Origin of the sequence: Mesobacillus campisalis (genome assembly GCF_000986785.1) — a bacterium.
GTDB classification, from domain to species: domain Bacteria; phylum Bacillota; class Bacilli; order Bacillales; family Cytobacillaceae; genus Mesobacillus_B; species Mesobacillus_B campisalis.
Genome location: NZ_LAYY01000012.1, coordinates 1 through 21674, shown reverse-complemented (window position 1 = coordinate 21674; position 21674 = coordinate 1). Strand labels below are relative to the sequence as shown.

General features: G+C 45.6%; 18 protein-coding genes and 2 pseudogenes. 11 read left to right on the top strand and 9 right to left on the bottom strand.

The genetic code is table 11. The annotated features are described in order from the left end of the window. Positions 1 to 115: 115 nt before the first annotated feature. Positions 116 to 721, top strand: coding sequence for an LAGLIDADG family homing endonuclease (locus tag WQ57_RS12245; RefSeq protein WP_156183123.1), 606 nt, complete (start codon positions 116 to 118; stop codon positions 719 to 721). A 23-nt stretch (positions 722 to 744) separates the two neighbouring features. Next, positions 745 to 1116: a hypothetical protein gene (locus WQ57_RS12240; RefSeq protein ID WP_046524063.1), complete on the top strand. Its 372-nt coding sequence runs from the start codon at positions 745 to 747 to the stop codon at positions 1114 to 1116. Between the two features lie 433 nt (positions 1117 to 1549). Here WQ57_RS12240 and WQ57_RS12235 read toward each other — a convergent pair whose 3' ends face one another. Then, a complete protein-coding gene (locus WQ57_RS12235; RefSeq protein WP_046524062.1) occupies positions 1550 to 2116 on the bottom strand; it encodes a TetR/AcrR family transcriptional regulator in 567 nt (188 codons plus the stop codon). 211 nt (positions 2117 to 2327) lie between these two features. Here WQ57_RS12235 and WQ57_RS12225 point away from each other — a divergent pair, with 211 nt between their 5' ends. The 3 genes from WQ57_RS12225 to WQ57_RS27340 are packed head-to-tail and all read left to right on the top strand — an operon-like array spanning position 2328 to position 6390. Further along, complete coding sequence (locus WQ57_RS12225; RefSeq protein ID WP_046524060.1) at positions 2328 to 4388, top strand: efflux RND transporter permease subunit; 2061 nt, start codon at positions 2328 to 2330, stop codon at positions 4386 to 4388. A 2-nt stretch (positions 4389 to 4390) separates the two neighbouring features. Next, a complete protein-coding gene (locus WQ57_RS12220; RefSeq protein WP_338151904.1) occupies positions 4391 to 6199 on the top strand; it encodes a YhgE/Pip domain-containing protein in 1809 nt (602 codons plus the stop codon). 59 nt (positions 6200 to 6258) lie between these two features. Beyond that, entirely contained in the window at positions 6259 to 6390 is a 132-nt protein-coding gene (locus WQ57_RS27340) for a hypothetical protein (RefSeq protein ID WP_277620293.1), read from the top strand. A gap of 53 nt (positions 6391 to 6443) precedes the next feature. Here the strand turns inward: WQ57_RS27340 and WQ57_RS12215 are convergent, their stop codons facing one another. From WQ57_RS12215 to hprK, 6 genes are all read right to left on the bottom strand, one after another. After that, on the bottom strand, positions 6444 to 7127 hold the full coding sequence (locus WQ57_RS12215) for a Dph6-related ATP pyrophosphatase (RefSeq protein ID WP_046524058.1): 684 nt from the start codon (positions 7125 to 7127) through the stop codon (positions 6444 to 6446). A 168-nt stretch (positions 7128 to 7295) separates the two neighbouring features. Next, entirely contained in the window at positions 7296 to 7406 is a 111-nt protein-coding gene (locus tag WQ57_RS25890) for a YjcZ family sporulation protein (RefSeq protein ID WP_046524057.1), read from the bottom strand. 150 nt (positions 7407 to 7556) lie between these two features. Beyond that, the gene (locus WQ57_RS12205; RefSeq protein ID WP_052948738.1) at positions 7557 to 12452 is read right to left on the bottom strand and encodes a DUF4132 domain-containing protein; all 4896 of its coding nucleotides are present in this window, start codon (positions 12450 to 12452) and stop codon (positions 7557 to 7559) included. A gap of 18 nt (positions 12453 to 12470) precedes the next feature. Continuing rightward, positions 12471 to 12890 carry a hypothetical protein gene (locus WQ57_RS12200; RefSeq protein WP_046524056.1) on the bottom strand — a complete coding sequence of 140 codons (420 nt, stop codon included), beginning with the start codon at positions 12888 to 12890 and terminating at the stop codon, positions 12471 to 12473. Positions 12891 to 13047: 157 nt separating this feature from the next. Then, complete coding sequence (locus tag WQ57_RS12195; RefSeq protein ID WP_046524055.1) at positions 13048 to 13905, bottom strand: manganese catalase family protein; 858 nt, start codon at positions 13903 to 13905, stop codon at positions 13048 to 13050. A gap of 85 nt (positions 13906 to 13990) precedes the next feature. Further along, entirely contained in the window at positions 13991 to 14923 is a 933-nt protein-coding gene (gene hprK, locus WQ57_RS12190) for an HPr(Ser) kinase/phosphatase (RefSeq protein ID WP_046524054.1), read from the bottom strand. A gap of 192 nt (positions 14924 to 15115) precedes the next feature. Here hprK and WQ57_RS12185 point away from each other — a divergent pair. The 4 genes and pseudogenes from WQ57_RS12185 to WQ57_RS12175 all read left to right on the top strand — a co-directional run. Further along, positions 15116 to 15848 (top strand): annotated as a pseudogene (locus WQ57_RS12185) (ABC transporter ATP-binding protein); the annotation flags it as partial. Between the two features lie 146 nt (positions 15849 to 15994). After that, positions 15995 to 16114 (top strand): annotated as a pseudogene (locus WQ57_RS27505) (daunorubicin ABC transporter ATP-binding protein); the annotation flags it as partial. After that, positions 16111 to 16902 (top strand): ABC transporter permease, encoded by a 792-nt coding sequence (locus tag WQ57_RS12180; RefSeq protein WP_046524052.1) that lies wholly within the window; start codon positions 16111 to 16113, stop codon positions 16900 to 16902. The pseudogene WQ57_RS27505 and the gene WQ57_RS12180, both read left to right, overlap by 4 nt. A gap of 4 nt (positions 16903 to 16906) precedes the next feature. Beyond that, positions 16907 to 17692, top strand: coding sequence for an ABC transporter permease (locus tag WQ57_RS12175; RefSeq protein WP_046524051.1), 786 nt, complete (start codon positions 16907 to 16909; stop codon positions 17690 to 17692). Between the two features lie 54 nt (positions 17693 to 17746). On the opposite strand, the gene pdxR is transcribed toward WQ57_RS12175, so the two are convergent. Next, positions 17747 to 19108 carry a MocR-like pyridoxine biosynthesis transcription factor PdxR gene (gene pdxR, locus WQ57_RS12170; RefSeq protein WP_046524050.1) on the bottom strand — a complete coding sequence of 454 codons (1362 nt, stop codon included), beginning with the start codon at positions 19106 to 19108 and terminating at the stop codon, positions 17747 to 17749. Between the two features lie 90 nt (positions 19109 to 19198). Here pdxR and WQ57_RS12165 point away from each other — a divergent pair, with 90 nt between their 5' ends. Together WQ57_RS12165 and WQ57_RS12160 are read left to right on the top strand one after the other, a co-directional pair. Next, the gene (locus WQ57_RS12165) at positions 19199 to 19771 is read left to right on the top strand and encodes a GNAT family N-acetyltransferase (RefSeq protein ID WP_046524049.1); all 573 of its coding nucleotides are present in this window, start codon (positions 19199 to 19201) and stop codon (positions 19769 to 19771) included. A gap of 140 nt (positions 19772 to 19911) precedes the next feature. After that, a complete protein-coding gene (locus WQ57_RS12160; RefSeq protein WP_046523342.1) occupies positions 19912 to 21054 on the top strand; it encodes an NADH-dependent flavin oxidoreductase in 1143 nt (380 codons plus the stop codon). 130 nt (positions 21055 to 21184) lie between these two features. Here the strand turns inward: WQ57_RS12160 and spx are convergent, their stop codons facing one another. Then, positions 21185 to 21595 (bottom strand): transcriptional regulator Spx, encoded by a 411-nt coding sequence (spx, locus tag WQ57_RS12155; RefSeq protein ID WP_046523341.1) that lies wholly within the window; start codon positions 21593 to 21595, stop codon positions 21185 to 21187. Between the last annotated feature and the right edge of the window lie 79 nt (positions 21596 to 21674).

Here is a 21674-nt window from a genome sequence, read left to right as displayed (position 1 = left end):
TAAAGAAATCACTCCGGTCGTCGGTTTATCAGACAGAGCCATTCGCAATATTATGTACAAGCATGGCATCGAAATGAACCGGAAAAAAGGGTCGGGGCAGCCCAGGAAGCATAGGGTGAATGAAGACTTTTTTAAAACCTGGTCGCATGAAATGGCATGGGTGCTGGGCCTTATGATTACGGATGGAACGGTACATAAACAAAATCATTGTGTTACACTTTCACAGAAAGACGAAAGAATTCTCCAGCTGGTAGCTGGTTATATGAATGCAGACTATGTATTATCCAAAGGAGGACGTACCCAAAAAACGCCAACATTACTGATTAATTCAAAGGAAATAAAAAAAGATCTGGTTGAACTGGGCGTTACAGCAAGGAAATCGTTAATCGTTCCTTTTCCAAAAGTACCACTTGAGTTTTTGCCCTCATTTATCAGAGGTGTCATCGATGGAGATGGCTGGGTACAAAAAAGAGGCTATGTTATGAACGTCACAACCGGCAGCGCTTTGTTTGCTGAAGGGTTGTTAGCTGTTTTCCAGTCATGGAATCTAAGGTCTGAGATTACTATAGAAATGAGCCAGGCTGGAAATTCAATTTATCGTGTTTGGGTAAAAGGTAAAACAGAACTCCCTAAGCTCGCAGAAATAATCTATAAAGACGCTGAGACTAATTTTATACAATACAAAAAGGATTATATGGTTCAGCATGTATTATCCATCTAAACTATAAGATTGGAGAGTTATTTATGTGGAAAAAAATGAACGGCCGATTAGTGGCAGTCACAGATGATTCTAGAGTGAAATTTAGAACCAACATCAGCAAGTCATTGCTCAACGAATTGCAGAAGGTTGCTGATGAATATGACACGCGAATTAATTACTTACTCGAAACTGGCCTGCAAAATATATTGGAACAAGGAGTTATTACATTTAATAAAGAAGCTAGACCAAAAGATCGGGTTCAATATAAAACCACCTATGATCAGGAGCTTCTTGAAGAGGTAAAGAAGTTCGCCAAGAATAACCAATTATTTATCAACGACGTCATTGAGTACAGCACGAACTTTATTGATGTTGATATGGCAAAAAAGGAAGGGTATAAGCACCGGGTGGAGTAACCACCTTTAACACTAAATCTACGCCCCGAACATAATATATATTTTAGGAAATTGAATAAACGTTTTAAATTCCTGTCTCACAACCTAAGTATACTCGTGATAGTGAGACAGGAATTTAAAATTATAAACCAAATCCTTTTTCAGCCATTAATATAATCATTGTCATTAATATAATCATTTGTTTTTCTGTCAGCAATCCCAACTCCAAAAACTCAGTGACATTTTTTAAGCATTAATAAAATTATTGATTTGTTTACTTTGATCCGTTCGCACTCAGCATCACCACTAAAATTTCTTCACATTTTAGATCATCTTTTAACCATATACTAACCATCCTGGCCATCGTACCCTCCACGCTCTATAGAACCCACAAGTTAACATAACATTATTATGCTAAAACAATCTCTTTCCATCCACCACTCTATCCTCACTTTTATAAACTTTCCACGCCTAAAAGCCCCTTATTGGCGAATGTATTAATCATCCCGGCCAGCTCCTTCTCGGACTTATCCATGCCGCGATCCAGCCAGCTAATGATCATTTGGATGCTCCCGCTCACGATAAACATACTCAAATACTCTATTTTATCTTTTTCAATGCTATGCATCCTCATTAAGTGATTCACCAGAAAACCATGAGCCAGGTTACGTACCCTCTTATGGAGGTTATTTTCGCCATTTTCCTTTAAAAGAACCAGAAAAACATCCTTTTTATCGACAATATACTCAAGAATCATTTCAATCGGAATCAGTTCTTCTGTCCACATATTGAACATCTGCAGCTTTTCCTGCATATCCTCAATGATTTCTTCTTCAATTTTGGAAAGAAGATCATAGTGATCTCCGTAGTGCGAATAAAATGTGGATCGGTTTATATCTGCCAGCTCGCAAAGCTCTTTAACCGTAATGGCAGAAATAGGTTTTTCTTTCAGCAGCTGCATCAGGCTGTCCTTCAGCACCATCCGGGTATACTTCTTGCGCCGGTCCATTTTCGTGTTCACCTGCCCCACTCCTTTGCCTTTCTCTTTTCACCCTTTTGCTGCTTTAGAAAATCTGAATTTGTGACATCCAACTCTAGTTTTTTGCCCGTTATCCAACACATCCCGCAAATCTGTTGGGCAACATACGGAAAGCGAAAAACTGTTTGTTGTATAGCCAACACGGTGTCTATATAATAATAAAGTCGAAATTCTGACGATGCAAGAGAGGAGAATGTTAGTGGAATGGGCATCAAAAATCATTAAATATAAAAAGCCAATCGTGGTCGCCTTTTTGGTGATTGCCTTTGTCAGCGTGTTCGCTCAGTTTACGGTGTCGGTCAACTATAATATGGTGGATTATCTGCCAGAGGATGCTCCCTCCACAAAGGCCATTGAAATCATGGACCACGAGTTTTCCGGCTCTGTGCCAAATACCAGAGTCATGATCCATGACGTGACCATTCAGGAAGCCCTTGTTTTCAAGGAAAAGCTCGAAGCCATTGAAGGAGTGTCTGATGTCATCTGGCTTGATGATGCGATGGATATCAAAACTCCGCTTGAAATGGCTGACGAGGAAGCCTTGGAATCATACTACAAAAACAATAATGCCCTGTTTTCGTTTAGCATCGCGGAAGGTGATGAAGTCGCCGTAACAGATGCCATTTACGAATTGATTGGCGAAAATAATGCCATGTCCGGTGAAGCGCTCAATACCGCCACCTCACAGAAGATGGCCGGAACGGAATCAATGTATGCGGCAGCGCTGCTCGTTCCAATCATCATCCTGATTTTGGTGATATCGACCACTTCCTGGGCAGAGCCGGTGTTTTTCCTGACCGCGATTGGTGTGTCCATATTGATCAATATGGGAACAAATATGTTTCTTGGCGAAGTTTCATTTGTCACCCAATCGGTCGCCCCGATTTTGCAGCTGGCTGTCTCATTGGACTATGCCATCTTCCTGCTGCACAGCTTCCAGGATTACCGGAAGCAGACGTCCAATCCCGAAGAAGCGATGCAGCTGGCGATGAAAAAGTCGTTCCCTGCGGTTACCGCCAGTGCGGCAACCACCTTTTTCGGCTTCACTGCCCTGACACTGATGCAGTTTGAAATTGGTTCCGACCTTGGTGTGAACCTTGTAAAAGGGATTCTATTGAGCTTCATCTCGGTTATGGTCTTTTTGCCGGCATTGACGCTAATGTTTTTTAAATGGATTGATAAAACCCAGCATAAGCCCTTGCTGCCTAGCTTCAATAAAATTGGCAGCACGGTCATTAAAGCAAGGATGTTCAGCTTATTGATCGTCTTCATTCTGATTCTGCCTGCTTTCCTGGCACAAAGCCGGACGGACTTTACCTATGGAATCGGCGACCAGCCTGAAAGTACAAGAGCTGGGAGTGACTTCGTGAAAATCCAGGAGCAATTCGGCGGCTATACCCCGATTGTCCTGCTCGTTCCCAAAGGTGACGTTGCCAAGGAAGAAGAACTGGTACAGGAATTGGAAAAAATCGACCATGTGACCAGTGTCCTTTCCTATGTAAACACCGTTGATGCAGCAATTCCGCCTGAATATCTGGATGAATCGATTACAAAGCAATTTTACTCTGAAAATTACAGCCGGATCATCCTGCAGACAGACACCAAAAGTGAAGGCGAAGAGGCTTTCTCGGTGATTAAAGAAGTTCAATCCGCGGCCGGACGATTTTATGGTGAAGATTTCCACTCGCTTGGGGAAAGCGTCACATTGTACGATATTAAAAACACCGTCCAAAAGGATAATACGTTGGTCAATCTTTTAACCGTCGTTTCAATCGCCCTAGTCCTTCTGGTAACCTTTAAGTCTATTTCAATGCCGGTGGTCCTGCTGTTAACGATTCAATCTGCAGTTTGGATGAATTTGTCGGTTCCCTACTTTACGGATTCTTCCCTCGTGTATGTGGGATACCTTCTGATAAGCACCATACAGCTGGCTGCAACGGTCGACTATGCCATCCTCCTTACCGAGGATTATGAAAAGAATCGCAGGAAAATGAACTCGAAGGAAGCAATCAGGAAAACCTTGAATGAGAAAATATTCTCCATCGGGATTTCCGCTTCAATTTTATCCAGCGTCGGATTCATCCTATGGGTGACATCCTCCAACCCGATTGTTACTTCGATTGGGCTTCTATTGGGCCGGGGCGCCCTGCTGGCATTTGTGATGGTTGTATTCTTCCTGCCCGCCTTGCTGCTTGTGTTTGATAAATGGATTGAAAAAACAACTTGGAAAGCAAACTTTTACAAGGGGAAATGATGATGAAAAGAAAATGGATGCTGCCAGGAGTTATGGCGACGGTACTTGTTTTGCCAGCATTTCTTGTCAGTGCCGCTCCTAACGGAAGCAGTGCTGTCCAGTCTGCCGGGGAAATAGCTTCTAAAGATGAGGTTGTTTATGCGACTCTCAGCGCAACAGGTGCTCAGCGCGAAATTTATGTAGTCAACAATTTTGACGTACAGAAAGCTGGAACCCTTACCGACTATGGCCGCTATGAAAGCGTAAAAAACCTGACAGACCTGACGGAAATCAAACAAAATGATGGCACGGTGGCGTTTGAGGCACCTGAAGGAAAGTTCTATTATCAGGGGAACATGGACGATGACCCATTACCTTGGAGAATTGCCGTTTCCTATGAGCTGGATGGCAAGAAAATCTCCCCCGAACAGCTCGCGGGAAAGGATGGCCATATTGAGATTAAAATTACCACCTCTCCCAATGGAGACGCAGACCCAGTCTTTTTTGAAAACTATCTGCTTCAAATATCGCTGACTCTTGATGGTGCCCTCTTCAGCAACATACAGTCTGAAGAAGGCATGATTGCGAATGCCGGCAAGAACAAGCAGGTGACATTTAATGTAATGCCGGAGAAGGAAGCACAACTTAGCCTTGAAGCAGATGCAGTTGATTTCGAGCTCGCTGGAATCGATATTGCAGGCGTACCCTCCACCCTATCCATTGACGCACCGGATGTAAATGAAATGACGGGTGAGATGGTTTCCCTTTCCGATGCCATCCTGCAGCTGAGGAATGGAGTCGGTGAATTGAACACAGGTGTGTCGCAATTGAATGAAGGAGCCGCCCAGCTGCAAAAAGGCTCCGCCCAATATAAAAATGGCATCAACCAGCTTAGCGCCTCTTCTGGTGAGCTGGTTAATGCTTCCGTTTCCATCGAGAAAGCTCTTAAATCGATTAATGGAGCTCTCGGCCAGAATTCAGCCAATGGCAGCACAGGAGGACTGGGTGAAATGCAGGCCGGACTTGCGGAAATCGCAAATGCCTTAAAGGAAACGTCCGCCGGGCTTAATTCTCTTGGACAAAATTATAACGCTGCCTACGGTCAGCTGAACGAAGCGATGGCCGGCATTCCCGAATATGAAATTTCCGAACAGCAAATCCAGAAGCTCTACGAGAGCGGTGCAGACCCAAAGGTCATCGATCAGCTGGTAAAAACCTACTCTGCTGCCCGTACAGCCAAAGGCAACTATGCTGCTGTAAAACAAAGCTTTGACGCTGTCCAGCCCGCACTGCAGCAAATGAGCGGCGGTCTTGGTGAGATGGCGAATAATCTAGAAAATATGGCAAACGGCCTTGCTTCCTCCCTTGAAAGCATGGGAAATGACAGCGGCTTGGTACAGCTCCAGGAAGGAATGGCCGATCTGGCCTCGAATTACAGTCAATTTCACAGCGGGCTCGTGGAATATACAAAAGGAACCAGCCAGCTGGCAAACTCCTATACCGGCCTTGATGCGGGAATCTCCGAGCTATCAGGCGGTGTGAAACAGTTGGCGGGCGGCACCAGCCAGCTTTACACCGGAAGCAATCAGTTATATGATGCCACCCGCGACCTGCCCGAGCAGATGAAAAAAGAAATCGACAAAATGATCGCTGAATTTGAAAATGCGGATTTTGAAGCAGTGTCGTTTGTTTCCGAAGAGAACAACGATACCATTAATACCGTACAATTTATCATCAAGACAGAGAAAATTGCGGTTGCCGAAGAAGAAACAGCAGAGGAACAGCCTGAGGAAAAGAAAGGAATTTGGGCCCGCTTCCTGGATTTGTTTTGATAAATCAGGTTCTATTTCGCAGCAAATACCATATATATGGTACTGGGGAAGCGTAAGTCTTGGTTCCGTGGGGAAGCCGGAGGATTGAAAACAATCCAGGATGGGAGGCTGCTGCCATGGAAACTGAGGTTATGCTTCAGCTGCTCATGCTCATCGTGATGATCATTGAGCTTGCTAGATTAAAAGAATAAGGACCGCAGAAAACGAGAGCCGCCAGGAAGCAGGCAGCCTCGTTTTTCTGTTTTTATTTAGTATGTTTGGGGACTATGGAGTATTTTTTGTATTCCAGTTTTTTCGTCGATTCCAGCTGGATAACTTCCGGACCCTCCAGGATGATTCTTTTCCTGAACAGCGGCCCGTCATGAACATAGGTATGGTACTCCCCCGCCTCTCCCATTGGGCAAACCTCCTCCTTCTGGATATCGCGCAGAAAGGACTGATTCAACTCCCTTCCCAGCCAGGAAGCATGCAGCACATCCTCACGCACCCTGATGACAGTCGATTTATAGCCCGAGTTTATAAAAGTTTCCAAAGCCTTCAGCGACTCTTCTTCTTTCATCCATAATGGATAAACTGCTTCAAGGCCTGCTTCGCATGCGACTTTTTCGCCCCATTCCCGGTGTGGCTGGAAATACAAATCTCCAAATGCGACTCCAGTGAGCCTATGAGATTCCTTCAATTTCTTTAAATCACTGACAAAACTTTGTGTGTATTCTTCAAATGTGCACTGTATGAAATGCACCGGTATCCCGAGAGCCTCTGCCTGCAGCGTGATGCTTTGCATTTTTTCACCATGGCCGAATGTCCTGCCGATTTCAGCAGGAACCGTAGTTAGAAGGCATGCAATTTCCATACCCTGGTTCACCAAAACATCAAGGGCCAGACAGCCATCCTTTCCTCCGCTCCATGAAAGTGCCAACCTTTTCATCTCCTCCACCTCGCTTTTTCTTTTAACTATACCATTTGATATGGTGTTGAACGATAAAAAGCTCAGAAAGCCACCTATTCTCCCTTTTACCTGTGAGTACAAATATAAAATCATGCAAAAGCCTGCAGGTAAATTCCTGCAGGCCTCCGAATAAAAGCTTATACTGATCTAGTAGAAACCATGACCCATAAAACCAGCACCTACGATGATCAAAAGAATAAACAGAATCACAATTAACGCGAATCCAGAGCCGTAACCTCCAGCACCAGGACCTCCCATGAAACACACCTCCATCTTTTGTTTGCTGTATCCTATGCTAAGGTCCCGTACTTTGGGATAGACAAACACCTATTTTCATTTTTGGACGTGTTTAATATGGGCTTTAAAAATTAGCGGCGAGCTTCCGCCAACATTGGGTCGAAACAAGGGTTATGATCTGATTTGCTCCAAAATATGAGGATCCTTGATTTTTGCATCATTCGCCAGCAGGACTGTTTTGGATAAAATTTCTGCGGTCTTCGGGTCTTCGTCCAAAAACGGCAGGAACAGCCTGCCCCGGTGCTGCGAATGGACAGGAACGATGTGAATGGCTCCTTTTCCCTGCTTGAACACCGTTCCGCTTCCCAAATGGACATTATAATCGCCAAACTGGCCGGAAATATGGGCAAAGTTCCCTTCCGCTCTTACATTGTCCAGCTTCATTAAGTGCAGCGATTCAAGAAGGATGACTTTCCGCATTTCAATCGTTGTCAGGCTTGCTTCCGGATCAACACCGCCTGCATGGGCAACACTTACAACGAGGTCAACATCCCTCATTGTCTCTGAAAAAATCACTTTGGGGATTTGGGTTAATTGGATTGCTTTATGGCTTTGGCGGTCAAAAAACTCCACACCTTCAATTGTCGGATTTTCAATATCGGATGGTGAAAACCAGTCCGATAGGGCCTGAATGGTGGCAATGATGTTCTCTTTGTAAAAAACTTTCTGAAGTCCTTCCTCATAGTTCACCGTCCACAACCGGTTTTTTAGAAGGGCCAGCGCCTTCCTTGGCTGGATCTGATGACCGGCATATCTTCTTGAAACCTTCTCGTCTCCCTGTTCATCTCCGTTCGGCAAATAAAGTTCCCTGAAAACCTGTTTAAAAGGCTGTTTAAGCTTTCTTTCAAAAAGAATCCTCTGGTAGCCGCTCCAGCTTCCGCTCTCAAACAGATGGACCGGGTGCGCGATGACAATTTCATCTTCCGCCTGGATGTGATAGCTTTTTCCTTCTGCATCCTCAAGGGTTTCATCCTGGATGAATCCTAAGTGTCTGCCAGCCTTGAACACTAGAGTCTTCACAAGAGGTGCGATGACCGGATTTTTCATCATATTAGTCAATTCCTTCAATGAAAATGCTGTTTCCTTTTCCATTGATGTTTCAAGTTCCCTTTTTGCCCGGTTGTACTGATCCTTCAGGTTAGCGCTTATTTCCTTCAGAAGAAGGATCTTTTCATGCTTTTTATATTTAGCCGGGATATTCTTGAGGAGTTTGTCGTTTTTGCTTGCAGTCAGGCTTGCCCTGCCGTATTCATCAATCACAAGCTGTGCGGTAAGATCATCGACCGTCAGCGGCTCGAGATACGGTGCCAATTCATCCATCTGCCTGGCCTCCATCTCCCACCTTAGCCTTGTCACATCCTTATACCCGCCGTTTCTCGCCAGGTTATCGAGCGCGATATGGACACTTTTTGCTTCGCTTTCCCGGCGCATTGCACCGAACTGCCTGCTTTCTTTTAAAAACTGCTGAATAAACTGGTAGCGTTCAAGGATCTCCTTTGGGTTCTCTCCCACTAGCGGAACGAGGCTGTAGCAGAGCAAGTGGTCCTTGTTTCGTTTATCTATAACAGACTTCTTCAAATCATCGAGCTGCACCCTTCCAAGCGCGGCATCGGCAAAAAGCTGGGCGCGGCGGTGGTTGGCCCCTGAAGAAATATACTTCGCACACTCATAAAGAACCCTGAATCTCTCTTCTCCCAAAGTTTCGTATGCTGTTGTGAACCAATTTATATCAAAGGCACCGTCGTTGAATTCCTCCGGGAAAATTGGGGAATAGCGGGCGACGGTGGTTTCTTTTTCAGGAGACATCGCTTCGTTTATATGGGCATGAAAATACCAGGCAGCGGATTTCAGCCCCTCCCAGTTTAAATAGGCGGCGACCATGTCGATCCATTGCGGCGCATACATGGCCGCTTCCAGCAATCGCTTGTCTGAAATGTTTTTCCCTTGGATCAGCGTAGCAAAGCCCTCAAGAGTTTCTTCAGGTTTAGGATGGCATACCCGGAGCAGATGGCTCAATGACTCCTTTTTGGTAAATGATCCCTCATTAAACAGATAAATATATCCGCGTACAAACGTTTCTTTATCAAGTGCCGTCAAGATCGCGGCAAAATACTCCATTCCCTCAAAATATTGAATTTCAGAGGCCAGAAAAGTCATTTCCGTCGGCAAGTCCCCTCTCTTTAATTCTATCTCGAGGATTCTGGAAATCACCTTTTCCTTAAGGGGAGCTGTTGAAGGATATTTCTTGTCCCACCTCTCCTTTGGATTCGTCCATTCATAGACTCGCCGGCGGCTATCTTCCCTGACCAGGATCTCTTTAATAAGTTCATTTTCGTCAATCAGCTTCATTTCATAGGCACGGAGAAACTCATCCAGTGGAGGGACAAAATATTTATAGCCGCTGTAGGCATACAATTTATAGGCAAGGAAAAAACTGCTGCTGAAGGAAGAGACATCGTAAACAGAGTTCCTCGTCCATTGCTGCCATGGCTCCGTCAAAATCTCAAGTATGCCTCTTTCCCGCTTGCGCATTTCCGCCGGCATGGCTTCAATCATGTAGTAAAGAACCCCTGATGCGACCGGGAACACTTCTTTCCTGTCGCAATCCTCAAAAAAGGCGGTAATGATCTGTTTTAACTGCTCCCCATAAGCCAGCTCTTCGAGAAACTGATGAAATTCCTGCGCTTTTTCCAATGGATAGATAGACTCGAGGAATTCCTTTCTCCATTCATCCAGCCGCTTTTTGCCACTCCGCTCCCAGTATTCAAGCTTCCCATGGAAGTAGCGGTACACATAATCCATTTCCACAAGCAGAGCCAGTTCGAGTGCTTCCCGAACCGTAACGGCCGTGCCCTTAAAGCAGCTTCCCCAAACTTCTGAAAACGGCAAGGATGCCAATCCTCTTTCACCGTCGCCATGGAAAGAATGTTCTCTTCGCAATTCAGCCCCCAGAACCAATGATTCCGTGGAACCATACCAATCGATTTTATATTGAAACTCCCGATGCTCATGAACAGCATTCGAAAGCGCGGTCAAAATTTCAAAAATCCGTTCCTTGGTCATCGAAAAAACTTCGATTAACTGTATTTGTTTAAGTTCTGCCGGCACAGTTAAAAGGCATTCCTGGGCAGGGTCAAACAGGTTAAAGCCATTTTTCAGGCTATGCTCTTCCTGCTGGAATAGTTTGTCTATTAAAATTTGCTCTTTTGGCGATGGCTGCTTCAGGATTTTCAACTTGTCCTGCAGGTGTTGATATCTGTTCGGAGCCGCTTCCTTTAATTCATGAAGAATTTCCAGTGCACCTACATGCTGTCCTTCACTTTTGCTTGTCAGCAGAGAATCCAGAGCTGAGTTCAGCTGTTTTTCATCCAATTTCAGCAATAGCTTGATAGCCTGCTGGCGCAAATTTCCGCTTTTTAATTTCAATAGCTCTTCGACCCTTTTGATTTCTGCTGACGTAAGCTTCAATTTTGCCGCCTTGGCCAGCGCTTTTTCCCGGTTAATATTACTCCTGTCGGATAGACAGGCAAAAATAAATTTCCGCTGGTTTTCATCATGATCTCCTGACACAAAGCAATCCAGCAAGGAGCCTCTTGTTTCTGAACTAAGCCAGTCTTTATAGTCCATCAGCACTGATATCATGCCAGGGTCCTTATCATAGGAAGCCAGGTACATCATTTTGCTGGCAATAGCATCCGCCGAATACGTCAGCTGAATATCCTTGAATACCTTGGAAGGAAACGTCACCGGTTTCTTCGGTGCAGCCGAAAGCATTTCCCTGAACAGGGAAAATTGCCGCATCCGTTCCGCTTTGTCTTCGAGAGAAGGAACCCTTTCAAGATAAATGTGATCGACATATTGATTCGTCCTATGATTATAAGCAGAGGTAAATCCAAAATCATATGGGTAATTCTCAAGAAGCAGCGTGCGCAGCTCCTGGTCGGTTTCCTCCAGGAAGGCGGAAGAAATCGCATATTTTAACGTCTCGTTCTGGCTTTGCAAGAGCAGGAACAGAGCGACAATTTTCTGATACCTTTTTCCCGTTTTCATGACGAGGGCAATATGCTGTTCGGCATCCTCTTCTTCAATTACCGCACTTGCCCAGAGGCTGATATAAAGCTTGTTGGCATCCTCGCTCTGAAGCCATTCGTTCCGGGTTGACCCATTTATCAGGCATTCATGGACATATTGCAGGGTTTGTTTTGCAACTCTTGCACTCTCGGCTTCCAGGGTAAGGCCTGTCCATACATCCAGCGCCCTGATGACGGAGCTGTAACGAATCAGGTTTTCTTCGAGAATCACCTTTAAAAGATGGACCGTTCCTTCGAGGGTCCCTTCATCCATCGTTTCAACAATGCTTTGGCGCAGGCCTTCCTGGAGCCTGGCGGCCACAAGCAGCTCGCCTGCCATCTGGTAGGCTTCCTGTCGATGGCTTAAAAACAGCCCTTTGATGATGCCGCGGGTAAGGAAGGCCGTATTGTTGTCGCCATAGATGCTCATTCTCAGAAACTCCATTACCTGCTGGTTATCCCTGTCCAGCTCAAACGCAAGGAGGTCAGGCAAGGCGGTTGTGTCGACGTCTTCGTTTTCATTGGTCATAAGCTCGACGACTGAACCTTCAAACCTGCCAAGATCGAACAGGGATATGCATTTTTCCAGCACGCGCTCCATATGCTTGGCCATGTTCCTGGTGCGGTAAGGCCTACGTTCATAGCCCTCGCTGTATGGATAGTCAGCCGCATAGGAAACAATATAGGCCATGACATCTTCATAAGGCTTGCCTAGCAAGTTATGGGCGAGCTGGACAAGGAGGGATAACTTCTCGGCAGGCCCCTGCTCCGCTTCATTCAAAGCCCTGTTGAATGCCCTTATGTGGCGGTCTCTTTCAAAAGAATGGTTCTGGATGATTTTGATCATCCGTTTAGCCAGCTTCTTCCCTGTTTCATCCAAATTTTCGGCTTTTTGCAGAAGCTCTTTCTCATAATGTTGATTTCTCCGCGCATCCATATTTTTCATCCTCCGGAATCACCACATTCTACCCGCCAGCATCGTCAGCCGAATGAACACAAGTTCATCCCCCTCGCTGATTGCAAGCGGCGAATCCAGCTCTTTTATCTCAATGTCATTTAAAAACGCTATGAACAATCCATCCTCAAATGCCTGAATACCCGTTTGCACTGCTTCTTTTTCGTCTGCTTTCCTGCTGTTATAAATACTTCCAAACCCCACTTTTCCGCTGGCACTCTGATCCGCTATTTCCATGGGAGGAAGATAGGAGATGAGGGGCTGTTCCGTTTCCTTGTCATTGAGCTGCTTCACATTCTGGCAAATCACTTCGGTCAGAAGCGCTCTCAATGTGTTAGGGCGGGATGGCAATTGAATCCTTTGCCTGGTAATTTCGTTTTTTCGCTTGCCGGCTTTTTTCATCGAGATAAATAGATACATATACAAAACCTCGGCATTTTCATAAAATTGGTTTTTTACTTATTATGCTAAAAATATAACAAATAGGATGGGTTGTATAGATGGAGTTAAGATATTTTCCCTGAAATTTGGTTTTAACCAAAAAACGAGCTGCGGAAGCAGCTCGTTTTTTTAGAAATCAATTATTTAAGTCATACAGCCCTGAAGCATGCTCATTAGGCATGTCAGGCATCTCCGGTACAGGATAGCCTTTTGGCGGATCGGTAACGGCCAAATCCCCGCCATTCCTGCTCGGTGTGGTTCCCTGGAAAATCTCGCCGATTCTTGTTTCGTCGAGCCTGAAATTGAATTGGGCATTGTGGAAGCCCATCTCTACGTATTTCCGGCACTCAGGGTATTTATTTAAATCATAATTCGGAATTGGAAACAGATTACCCCATTGTACACCCAATGTTTCCAGCGCTTTTGCGAAGGCATTCTGGTGCGCATTATCCCGTACCATCAAAAAGGCAATGGTCTCCCGCAGCGCTTTGTTGCTGCTTATTTCGTAAATCCTTGATTTTTGGAGAACTCCTGTAGATTCAAGAACCACATTATTCAGAAGGTTGGCAGCCAGGTTGCCATGGTCGTAAACCCACGATCCGTTCCATGGATTCCCCGCTGCATCTACAGGCAGGGAGGCTTTTGCCCCGATAATAAAATGATGCGGATTGGCTCCTCCCTGTATTACATCATCAAGGGGAGCAGCATCGGCCGCCTGATTACCAGGCATGCTTCCCCCGGCTTCATTCAGCAGCTGGTTGATTGTAGACTGGACAAGTTCAACATGGCTTAGCTCCTCAAGGAATATTCCCCTAATCAGGTCGCGGTACGGTTTGGCATTCCCCCTGAAATTGGCGCTCTGAAAGGAAAACTGCATCAGCGTCCTCATTTCGCCAAACTGTCCCCCAAGCGCTTCCTGCAGCACCCTGGCAGCATGGGGGTCAGGTTTATCCGGCACAATCATATTAATCAGATCTTCTTTATAAAAGTACATATTCTCAATCTCCTTTTTTGACTCAGTCTTGTTTAGAATTCCAAGACCCAGGAAGAGTTATTCATAAAAAGGAAATGGACGAAGGTTATTCGTTGCTGACGGAAAATTCGGGCTCTAGGCGGCTGAGGAAGTCTTCTGCGGCGCTGTAGCCTTGCTGCCTGAGGAACCAGTTGTTGGCAGCTGCCTCGATCAGGCCGGCAATATCGCGACCGGGCTGAAGCTGAATTTCCATTGAAGGAATTTTGATGCCCATATAATCCGTGTAGCTTGGCTCCTGTTCCAGGTCGTTGTTTAGCGCATCTTTTTCCCACTTGGTCAGATTGATTTCAAGGGCGATGCGGGTTTCGTTCTGAAAAGCTTTTTGTCCATAGGACCGTACTACATTCAACAGCCCTATGCTGCGAAGAGCCAGGAATTCTTTTGTCTTTTCATCATGCGTTCCTAATAGTGTCTGCGCACTTAGCTTTTTTAAGACAACAATATCGTCTGCCACCAATCTATGGCCGCGCCCAATCAGGGTATGTGCCGTCTCACTTTTGCCTACTCCCGAATCGCCGCGCAGCAAAAGGCCAATTCCGAACACATTCACACATACTCCATGGACCGTCATCTCAGGTGCCAATTCCTTGACCATATAGGCGTCAAGCCTGGCAATGAAATCCGTTGTTACAACCGGTTCTTTCGTTAAAAGCAGGGGGATATTCTCTTCGATGCAATGCTGAGTCAAATAAGTCAGCCCCTTGTCGCCAGCAGTAACAATGAAGCAAGGCGGATGGTATTTAACAATGTTTCCAATCCGCATTTTGCGTTCTTCATGGCTCAGCTTGTGCAAATAGGTAATTTCCTTTTTGCCAAGAATTTGAACCCGCTGGGTCGGAAAAAAGTCAAAGTGCCCGACAAATTCTAAGCCTGGCCGGTGTGACCGGGGCTGTTTGATTTCAGTCTGGAGTTTTTCCGTTCCAACAATCACTTGTAAAGAAAACTTGCTTGCTAACTGTTCAATGGTTAATGTCTTCACTGTTTTCATCCTCACCGTTTCTCTGCATCGTATAAATATAGATTATACTAGAAAAATTGGATAATCTCACCTTTCACAGGAAAGTTCCCCAGCTGTCCCCATTCCCGCTTGCCTGAATCCGGTGCCAGGAGTAAAATTAAATTTTGTGTATTATGCACTTGCAGAATATAAGTAAGTCTCAGGGGGATCAAAATGAACGTGATTGAAGTTCAAAATTTGCGAAAAGAGTTTAAGTCATTTTCAAGCCGCCCTGGGTTAACCGGGGCTTTTCGGGACTTGTTGACAAGGAATTACAAGGTGCATGCAGCCGTCGATGATATTTCTCTAACCGTAAAACAAGGGGAGATGGTCGGTTACATTGGCGAGAATGGAGCAGGCAAATCAACGACGATCAAAATGCTGACAGGCATCCTTACGCCAACTTCTGGGTCGATTGTGGTAAACGGCATGGACCCGCATAAAGAACGGGAAGAATTTGTAAGGACAATTGGCGTTGTGTTCGGACAGCGATCCCAGCTGTGGTGGGATATTGCCGTTCAAGAGTCCTTCCGGCTGCTGAAGAAGGTATATCGTGTTTCGGACGCAGACTATAACCGGCATATGGGACATGTAATTGAAACACTGGAAATTGGGCCTTTGCTTGATAAACCGGTAAGGAAGCTTTCATTAGGGCAGCGAATGCGCTGTGAACTGGCTGCGGCGCTCATCCACAATCCTCCGCTCCTTTTTCTGGACGAGCCGACGATTGGCCTGGATGTACTGGTTAAATTAAAAATCCGTAAATTCCTGAAAGAAATTAATGAACAATACAAAACCACCATTCTATTGACCACACATGACCTGACCGACATAGAAGCCCTTTGTGAACGGGTCGTTTTATTGGATGAAGGAAAAATCATTTATGACGGAAAGCTCAGCCAGCTGCAAACATCAGCAGTCGAAGGAAAGCAAGTGGAATTTGAATTTCTTAAGGAAGTGGACAGCGACGGTCTTCCCGGCATGGCAAATGTAAGCTGGGAACACAAAGATGATGCTACATGGCTGGCGTATGTGAATGGAGACGAACGGCTTGTGTCACAATTAATCAGTGAAGTTGTACAAAGCAATCCAATAAAAAATGTAAGGATAAATGAAATATCAACTGAAGAGATCGTCCGGAAGATATATGAAGAAGGAATGACCATTAGATGAGCATGTATTTAGAAATGATCCGCATCCGCTTTTTAATGATGCTTGCTTACCGGACGAACTATTACAGTGGAATCCTTATATATAGCATCAATATCGGCGCCTACTATTTTCTATGGTCGGCGATTTACGGAGGAAAGGAAGAGATCCAGGGACTGTCCGTCCTGCAGATGACGACATATGTAGCGGTTGCCTGGATGGCCAGGGCATTTTATTTTAATAATATTGACCGCGAAATCGCAGCGGAAATCCAGGACGGAAAAGTTGCGATTGAGATGATCCGCCCTTATAACTACCTGGGAATGAAAACGATGCAGGCTTTAGGGGAAGGAATCTTCCGGCTATTCTTCTTCTCTGTCCCGGGCATGATCATTGTTGCCATGCTCTTTCCTGTCAGCTTTTCTGCCAGCCTGACAACGTGGATGTTTTTCTTTGTGTCGCTGCTGTTCAGCTTTATTGTGAACACGCAAATCAACCTGCTGACGGGAATTATGACCTTCTTTTTATTTAATAACACAGGTTTGATTAGGGCCAAGCGTGTTGTGATTGATTTGTTCTCCGGCCTTCTGCTCCCTGTTTCCTTTTATCCTGTCTGGGCACAGGACATTATGGGGTATTTGCCATTTCAGGCAATCAGCTATATCCCAAGCATGATATTTACCGAAGGCTTTGCCGGACAGGAAATCTATCACGCTCTAGTCCTGCAGGCAATCTGGGCCCTGATTCTGCTCGTGCCCATTCAGATGCTGTGGCTGCTGGCAAAAAAACAATTGATTGTGCAAGGAGGCTAAGGAGGTGTTTTACATTTCAATCTTTTTTCAATATGCCTCCCAGTATTTAAAAACAAGATTGGCTTACCGGGTCGATACGCTGATCGAAATACTTTCGGACCTCTTGTTCCAGGCTGTGAACCTCGTTTTCATTCTTGTGGTATTTGGCCTCACCTCTCAATTAGGAGGCTGGAACCGGGATGAGATCATTTTTATCTATGGATTCTTCCTCGTTCCCTATGCGTTGTTTTCTTCCTTTTTCAATATATGGGACTTTAATGAACGCTATATTGTCAAAGGAGAAATGGACCGGGTCCTGACACGTCCGGTGCACAGCCTGTTCCAGATTATTATGGAACGCATGGAGCTGGAATCCTTATTTGGTGTGATAACCGGACTGGTGGTGATGGGCTATGCCGGAAAGAACCTGGGATTGGCGTTTGCCTGGTATGATGTGTTCCTGTTCATTGCCATGGTTGTGGGCGGTGCCCTTATTTATGCCGGCATTTTCATTTCCATTGCGACCATCGGCTTCTGGTCGGACAGCCGGACTGATATTATGCCGATGATGTATAATATCAGCAACTACGGGCGATATCCGGTTAATATTTATCATAAAATCATACGCTTCGTCCTGACCTGGATTCTGCCATTTGCATTTGTCGGCGTTTATCCTGCTGCCTACTTTCTTAATAAACAAGAATGGTATGGATATGCTTTTTTCACTCCTGTTATGGGATTGATTTTCTTTAGTATCGCCGTCTTCCTGTGGAATTCGGGAGTAAAAAGGTATCGCGGTGCCGGAAACTGAATTCTGTACAGACCAAAAAAAGGCCATTTTCGGCCTTTTTTTGGTCCTGTTTTCTTAACTTGGATTCCAAACTCTTGCCAGCATTTCTACTCCAAATGAGATTTCGTCCATGGAGGGTGCGCCATAACCGATCATAATATGGTTCCGGGGCTTTTCCAGCTGATACATTGTTGAAGCCCGGTCCAGCATGACACCCGCTTCTTTCGCCCGTTCAACCGCATCACTCTCCTCCAATCCTTCCGGCAGCCCCAGGATTATATGCAAGCCGGCTGAATCCCCCTTTACCTTAAATTCCTCGCCCAGATATTCTGTAATGCAATGAATCAGGCAATTTCGTTTTGCGCGATACAATGTTCTCATTTTGGCAATATGCTTTGCGTAGAAGCCTTCTTCCATAAATCGGGACACCGCCAGCTGGTCGATCCTTGAAACAGTGGACTTCTGGAAAGCGTTGAATTCCTCAAAATCATCTGTAAGAGAGGCTGGTACAACCATGTAGCTTATCCGTAAAGACGGAAGCAGCGTTTTTGAAAAGGTGCCAAAGTAAAATACGCAGTCGCGATGGTCTAAATGCGACAGTGTCGCAATCGGAGCCCCTGCATAGCGAAATTCCGAATCATAGTCATCTTCAAGTATGTAGGAACCTTGCTGTGAAGCCCAATTCAATAATTGCATTCTTCGGGATGCCGACATGATCACACCTGTAGGATACTGATGCGCAGGAGTGGTATACAACAGCTTTACAGTCTCATCAGGTACGCTGCAGCCTTCTCCATCAACGGGGACTGGGGAACAGTTTAGCTGGAGCTGTTCGAACACAGACCTTGCCCTCATAAAGCCCGGCTCTTCCATTCCAACAGCCGGCCGCTTAAAAAACAGGCAGAGATTCAAGAGCTGCTGCTGAAAGCCGCTGAACACATAGATTTGCTCCGGCTGGCACTCAAGGCCTCTTGCCTGCTGCAGATAATAAGCAATCTGGACTCTCAGGGCATCCTCTCCCTGCCATGGCGCATTAGCTCCATCTAAAACCTGCAGCTGTTTTTTGTAAAGCCTTAGCCATTGCTTGTACGGAAACGCTCCAGCATCAACCTGGCCATTTTTAAAATTGATGCCAATCTCCTTCCCCACACTTTCCTTTGGCTGGACAGACGGCTTCTCTGCATATTGCCAGTCCTCCTCCATAGCTGAAGCAAAATACCCTTGCCTTTCCACCGAATAGATATATCCTTCGCTTTGCAGCTGCTCGTACGCGAGCTGAACCGTCATGATGCTTACATTCAATTGCTGCGCCAGGTTCCTTTTTGAAGGAAGCTTATGATGAGGCGGCATACTTTTTTCCAGAATGGATTTCAAAATAGCTTGATAGATTTGTATATACTTGGGGCGTTCGTCCGTGAATATAATCTGTAGTTCCATAATCCACTCCCTGGTATTATCTTTAATCTGATTTTTGGTTATATCCATCATACCAGAAAAGGTGTTTAATAAAATACGAGGAGTGATGAAATGAAACCTTTGGAAAACGAAGTAGTCCAATTGCTGCCAATGGAATACAGCCATGTTGAAGGCCTCTATAAAGCAGCCCAGGACCACCGGATATGGGAGCATATGTCTGTGGAATTGTTAACAAAAGAACAGGTTGTGCAATATGTGGAGGATGCGCACGAGAAGCAGAAAAAAGGAACGGAAATTGCCTATGTGATTGTCAGCAAGCAGAAGCAAAAAATCATTGGTGCCACCTGGTTCCTTGACATTTCAAAGCAGCATGAGCGCCTGGAAATCGGGTCAACCTGGATCTCCCCTGACCATTGGCGGACCTCTGTCAATACCAGCTGCAAGTATTTATTGCTAAAGTACTGTTTTGAAGACATTGGCCTCAACCGGGTCCAGATTAAAACAGGCCACAAAAATATCCGGTCTCAGAAAGCCATTGAACGTATCGGGGCAGTAAAAGAAGGCGTATTGCGGAACCACATGATCACCAGGGACGGAAGCATCCGCCATACCGTCATGTACAGCATTACCCGTGAGGAATGGCCTCAAATCAAGCTTCGTTTTGAAAGAAGTTTACTGAATTAAGCGCCTTTTTCTTCGTCTGTCTTTCTGGAAGATTCTTAAGCAGATGATTTCATAATCCTCCTATTAATTGTTAAGGTTAATATGGTAAATGGGTATAACCCATTTACAGGCTACTTGCGAAAAATTGGAGGAACGCATACATGAATCAGCAAAATCAGCACCTATTTTCAAGCTTTACTCTTCCAAATGGAGTTGAATTGAAAAACCGGCTTGTGATGGCGCCGATGACGAATTTCTCGTCCAACCCAGATGGAACAGTTACCGATGCCGAGGTAAACTATTATGCACGCCGCTCCGGCGGAGTCAGCATGGTATTAACAGCCTGCACCTATGTAAGTGCAAACGGAAAAGGATTCCACGGTGAATTCGGCGGTGACCAGGACAGCATGATTCCAAGCTTGAAGCGAGTTGCGCAGGCCATCAAGGAACAAGGCGCCAAGGCTGTCCTGCAAATCTTTCACGGCGGCAGGATGTGCCCGCCTGAATTGGTCCCTAATGGGGAAATAGTCAGTGCCAGTGATATTCCTGCGGAGAGAGGCGGCGCTTCAACGGAAGCTCCAGATCTGAAACCAAGAGCGCTCACAGAAACAGAAGTGGAAGAAATGATACACGCTTTTGGGGAAACCACCCGCCGTGCGATTGAGGCAGGATATGACGGAGTTGAGATCCACGGTGCAAATGGCTACCTGATCCAGCAATTCTTCTCCCCTCACTCGAACCGCCGCGAAGACCGCTTTGGCGGAAGTCTGGAGAAGCGAATGGCCTTCCCGCTGGCTGTCGTGGACGAAGTCCGAAAAGTCGTAGACCAGCATGCCACAGTACCTTTTATTGTCGGATACCGCTTTTCGCCGGAAGAACCGGAAACCCCGGGAATCACAATGGAAGATACACTCAAGCTAGTGGACGTCTTAGCGGATAGAGGACTGGATTATCTGCATGTTTCATTGGCGGATTTTTTTTCCCAGCCTAGAAGAGGCGTTGAAGATGTCAGCAAAACAAGAATGGAATACCTGCTGGAGACTATCGGCGACCGCGTTCCATTGATTGGCGTCGGTTCAATCTATTCAGCTGAGGATGCACGCAAGGCATTTGGCACCGGAGTTCCTCTGCTGGCATTAGGCAGAGAGCTGATCATCGATCCTGATTGGGTGCAAAAAGTCGCCGAAGGAAAAGAAGAGGAAATAGTGACAGAGCTTGACAAGACTAAACAAGAAGAACTTGTCATTCCTGATCCACTATGGAATGCCATTATCAGCACACCTGGCTGGTTCCCGGGAGTATAAAGCAGAGGGACGGTTATGCTGCTTCAATTTTCCGGCAATCCAACGGTTCTTAAAATTCAACCACTTTAAACCCCCTGAAATTTCACATTCCAGGGGTTTTTCTAATTACCAAGAGCCGCCAATGCTCGCTTCATCCTTCTGCCAGGTTAAAATTATTGAGGCGCCAATTCATCCACTGCGATTTCCGGGTTGACCTTGGGAGGAATTGACGTATTTCATCTTCATGATAGCCAATGAGGAGCCTCTTTTCATCCACTATGATCGGGCTTTTGAGCAGTCTTGGCTGTTCGTGGAGAATTTCAAGCAGCTCCTGAAGAGATAGCTCCTCAACATCCAGATTTAATTCCTTATATATTTTCGACCGGGTCGCAATGATTCCATCTGTTCCGTCCACCGTCCTTCTTAATATTTCCTGCAACTCGTTAACGGTAAGCGGTTCCTTGATAATATTGCGGTCAACAAACGGAATCTCGTGCTTTTTCAGCCACTGCCTTGCTTTCTTTGTAGATTTGCATTCTAGTCCATAGATGGTCAGAGTCATCTGCCAATTCCCTCCTCAAATTATATGGAAATGCTTAACTGTTTCTCATTTTTGCTTGTATATCCCCTGCTTGATCATT

Excerpts from the sequence above, each read along its gene's own strand:
- WQ57_RS12240 (WP_046524063.1), top strand. The coding sequence starts at position 745 with ATGTGGAAAAAAATGAACGGCCGATTAGTGGCAGTCACAGATGATTCT.
- WQ57_RS12225 (WP_046524060.1), top strand. The coding sequence starts at position 2,328 with ATGTTAGTGGAATGGGCATCAAAAATCATTAAATATAAAAAGCCAATC.
- WQ57_RS12220 (WP_338151904.1), top strand. The coding sequence starts at position 4,391 with ATGAAAAGAAAATGGATGCTGCCAGGAGTTATGGCGACGGTACTTGTT.
- WQ57_RS12215 (WP_046524058.1), bottom strand. The coding sequence starts at position 7,127 with ATGAAAAGGTTGGCACTTTCATGGAGCGGAGGAAAGGATGGCTGTCTG.
- WQ57_RS25890 (WP_046524057.1), bottom strand. The coding sequence starts at position 7,406 with ATGGGAGGTCCTGGTGCTGGAGGTTACGGCTCTGGATTCGCGTTAATT.
- WQ57_RS12205 (WP_052948738.1), bottom strand. The coding sequence starts at position 12,452 with ATGGATGCGCGGAGAAATCAACATTATGAGAAAGAGCTTCTGCAAAAA.
- WQ57_RS12200 (WP_046524056.1), bottom strand. The coding sequence starts at position 12,890 with ATGTATCTATTTATCTCGATGAAAAAAGCCGGCAAGCGAAAAAACGAA.
- WQ57_RS12195 (WP_046524055.1), bottom strand. The coding sequence starts at position 13,905 with ATGTACTTTTATAAAGAAGATCTGATTAATATGATTGTGCCGGATAAA.
- WQ57_RS12180 (WP_046524052.1), top strand. The coding sequence starts at position 16,111 with ATGAGCATGTATTTAGAAATGATCCGCATCCGCTTTTTAATGATGCTT.
- pdxR (WP_046524050.1), bottom strand. The coding sequence starts at position 19,108 with ATGGAACTACAGATTATATTCACGGACGAACGCCCCAAGTATATACAA.
- WQ57_RS12165 (WP_046524049.1), top strand. The coding sequence starts at position 19,199 with ATGAAACCTTTGGAAAACGAAGTAGTCCAATTGCTGCCAATGGAATAC.
- WQ57_RS12160 (WP_046523342.1), top strand. The coding sequence starts at position 19,912 with ATGAATCAGCAAAATCAGCACCTATTTTCAAGCTTTACTCTTCCAAAT.
- spx (WP_046523341.1), bottom strand. The coding sequence starts at position 21,595 with ATGACTCTGACCATCTATGGACTAGAATGCAAATCTACAAAGAAAGCA.